The sequence below is a fragment of the Synechococcus lacustris str. Tous genome (assembly GCF_003011125.1).
Lineage (GTDB): Bacteria > Cyanobacteriota > Cyanobacteriia > PCC-6307 > Cyanobiaceae > Synechococcus_D > Synechococcus_D lacustris.
On record NZ_PXVC01000146.1, the window covers coordinates 1 to 2281 of the forward strand.

The 2281-nt window shown below is 62.9% G+C and carries 3 protein-coding genes; all 3 read right to left on the reverse strand.

Translation table 11 applies throughout. The features are described 5' to 3' along the window. Positions 1 to 290: 290 nt before the first annotated feature. From C7K08_RS13565 to C7K08_RS13575, 3 genes are read right to left on the reverse strand one after another with little or no spacing between them, the layout of a single operon-like run. On the reverse strand, positions 291 to 911 hold the full coding sequence (locus C7K08_RS13565) for a peroxiredoxin (RefSeq protein WP_106501066.1): 621 nt from the start codon (positions 909 to 911) through the stop codon (positions 291 to 293). Then, positions 829 to 1743, reverse strand: a complete 915-nt coding sequence (locus C7K08_RS13570; protein WP_106501067.1) for a sulfite exporter TauE/SafE family protein — start codon at positions 1741 to 1743, stop codon at positions 829 to 831. The genes C7K08_RS13565 and C7K08_RS13570 overlap by 83 nt, the downstream gene beginning before the upstream one ends. Next, positions 1740 to 2276 (reverse strand): rhodanese-like domain-containing protein, encoded by a 537-nt coding sequence (locus tag C7K08_RS13575; RefSeq protein ID WP_106501068.1) that lies wholly within the window; start codon positions 2274 to 2276, stop codon positions 1740 to 1742. Before C7K08_RS13575 ends, C7K08_RS13570 begins: the two co-directional genes overlap by 4 nt. Positions 2277 to 2281: the final 5 nt, after the last annotated feature.

The following is a 2281-nucleotide window of genomic DNA, read 5'->3' on the forward strand; positions in this document are numbered from 1 at the left end:
CTCTGGAACACCGTCCTCGGGGGGCCGAGCGCCGGTCAGGCCCTCGAGGCTATGAGCGAGGAGGAACTCACCCGCTTCCGTGAGCTGCTGCAAGCCCGCCTGCAGCCATCAGGCAGCGGCTCAATAAATTTGACAGGGCGGGCCCATGCCATCCGGGGCACAGTGCCAAGCCTTTGATACAACTACTTAAGCGCTCGTTATGACCGCTTCCGATACCGCAAAGCTGGTTTTCTCTTGGAATAAGCCAGCCAAACTCCAGGATCTCCTCGCCGCCCTGCGTGGCGTCWGAATCAGCCTTCAAAATCGCGGCGGGGCTTGGTCACGCCCTCAGGCTCGTTGCCCTTGAGGAAGGCCAGCATCGTGTCGGCGTCCGACACCTCGAAGGGATCGAGCGGGCAGTTGTCGCCGTAGTCAGGCTCGAGGAACACCTTCTCGATCTGGCCGTCGTTCACCAGCATCGAGTAGCGCCAGGAACGCAACCCGAAGCCCAAGTTGGACTTGTCAACCAGCATTCCCATCTTGCGGCTGAACTCGCCGTTGCCATCGGGCAGCAGGAACACATTTCTGGCCCCCACCTGCTTGCCCCACTGGAACATCACGAAGGCGTCATTGACTGATAGGCAGATGATCTCGTCCACGCCGTGGGCTCGAAACTCATCATTGAGCTCCTCGTAACGAGGCAGGTGGTTGGAGGAACAGGTGGGCGTGAAGGCACCGGGCAGGGCAAACAAGACCACTTTGCGTCCCTTAAAAATGTCGTCGCTGGTTAGGTTCTGCCAGCGGAACGGGTTTGGACCGGCAACCGAGTCGCGATTTACCAACCCGTAATCATTCCRATTTAGCTTGCTGGCAATGGGTGTTTGTGCTGAAAGGCTGCTGCGCAACCGGAACTGGAAGGTGCGTCCATTCATGGATTGGCCAAGGGGGTAATGGAAGAAAAGACTGGTCGCGAAGACCAGGATGCGAGTGCTTGTGGCGTTGCCAGGCCTCGAATCCGGTGAGCAGCGCTGAGCMGATCAACAGGGCCGAGAAACCCTGGCGAAGCCGCACCTCCGGCAGGTGAGGCGCAAGACGCTGGCCAACCAGCGCCCCCAGGAAGCCACCACCCATCAGAGGAAGCAGGAGCGGCAGGTGGGCCGTGGGCCAGTGGCCCTGGGCGGCAAAAGCCACCAGGGAATTGGTGGCGATCAGCAGCAGGCTCGTGCCGCTGGCCAGCTGCATCGGCAGGCCCGCTAGAAGTACGAGGGCAGGCACAATCGCAAAACCGCCACCCACCCCGGCAATGCCGGTGAGCAGGCCCACCAGCACGCCCTGGATTGCCAGTGCTACGGGTAAGCCGGTTGGGCGTGCGTGTTGTGGGGGATGCTTCAAAGCACTCCTGCGATTGAGCAGCCAGGACGCAAGCAAAGCCGCTGCCGTGAAGATTCCCAGCTGCATCGCCTCCGGGATTAGACCGGCCTTCACCAGCGAGCCGCCGATCCAGCTGCCCGCCAGGGCCGGGAGACCAAGAATTAGGGCTGGCTTGATCGCGACTTGGCGGCGGCGGATGTAGGGACCGACATTGCCGAGAGCCAACAGAGTGACCACCAGCAGTGAGAGCGGAACTGCGGCCTTGCTGGGCAGGGCCGCACCGCTCACCAGCAGGGGCAACAGCAGGATCGAGCCTCCGGCCCCGAGCACAGCGAGCAGAGAGCCGATCAAGGCACCACCCGCGAGCAGCAGCACTGTGAGTGAGGTGATCATTCCCCCTGTGAACCGATCGACACCTGGTTCCAGGGCATGGCGGCCAGTAGCCGGGCCATGCCGCAAAAGCCACTGATGCCCGCGAAGGTGAGGCCAGCCCCCACGAAGCCACTCAGCCAGATCCAGCCCGGGGCCACCGCCTGGCTGAGGATCACCCCCAGCAGCACCAGGTTGCCGGCCGCGATCTGCACCTGGCGCATCAGGGGTAGAGGTGCACCCTTGAGCTTGCGCACCGCAAAACCGGCCTGCTGCCAGCTGGGCATACCGCCCACCAGGTCAACCACAGGGTGGGGGTGACCCTGCTGGAGAAGTTGGTTTAGGGCCTTGGCACTGCGGTTGCCGCTCTGGCACACCAGCACCAGTGGTCCGCGGGGCAAATCGGCCTGGGTGATGCGTGCAAGCGGAATGTTGAGGCTGCCGTTGATGTGGCCAGAGGCGTACTCCATCGGTTCGCGCACATCAATCACGGTTACATCGCGGGCCGCCAGCTGGTCGGCCAGGTCATGGGCATTGATGCGGGTGGGGGCAGGCATCGAGG

What these genes read in the sequence shown, in the direction of transcription:
- C7K08_RS13575 (WP_106501068.1), bottom strand. Translation starts at nt 2,276, where the DNA reads ATGCCTGCCCCCACCCGCATCAATGCCCATGACCTGGCCGACCAGCTG.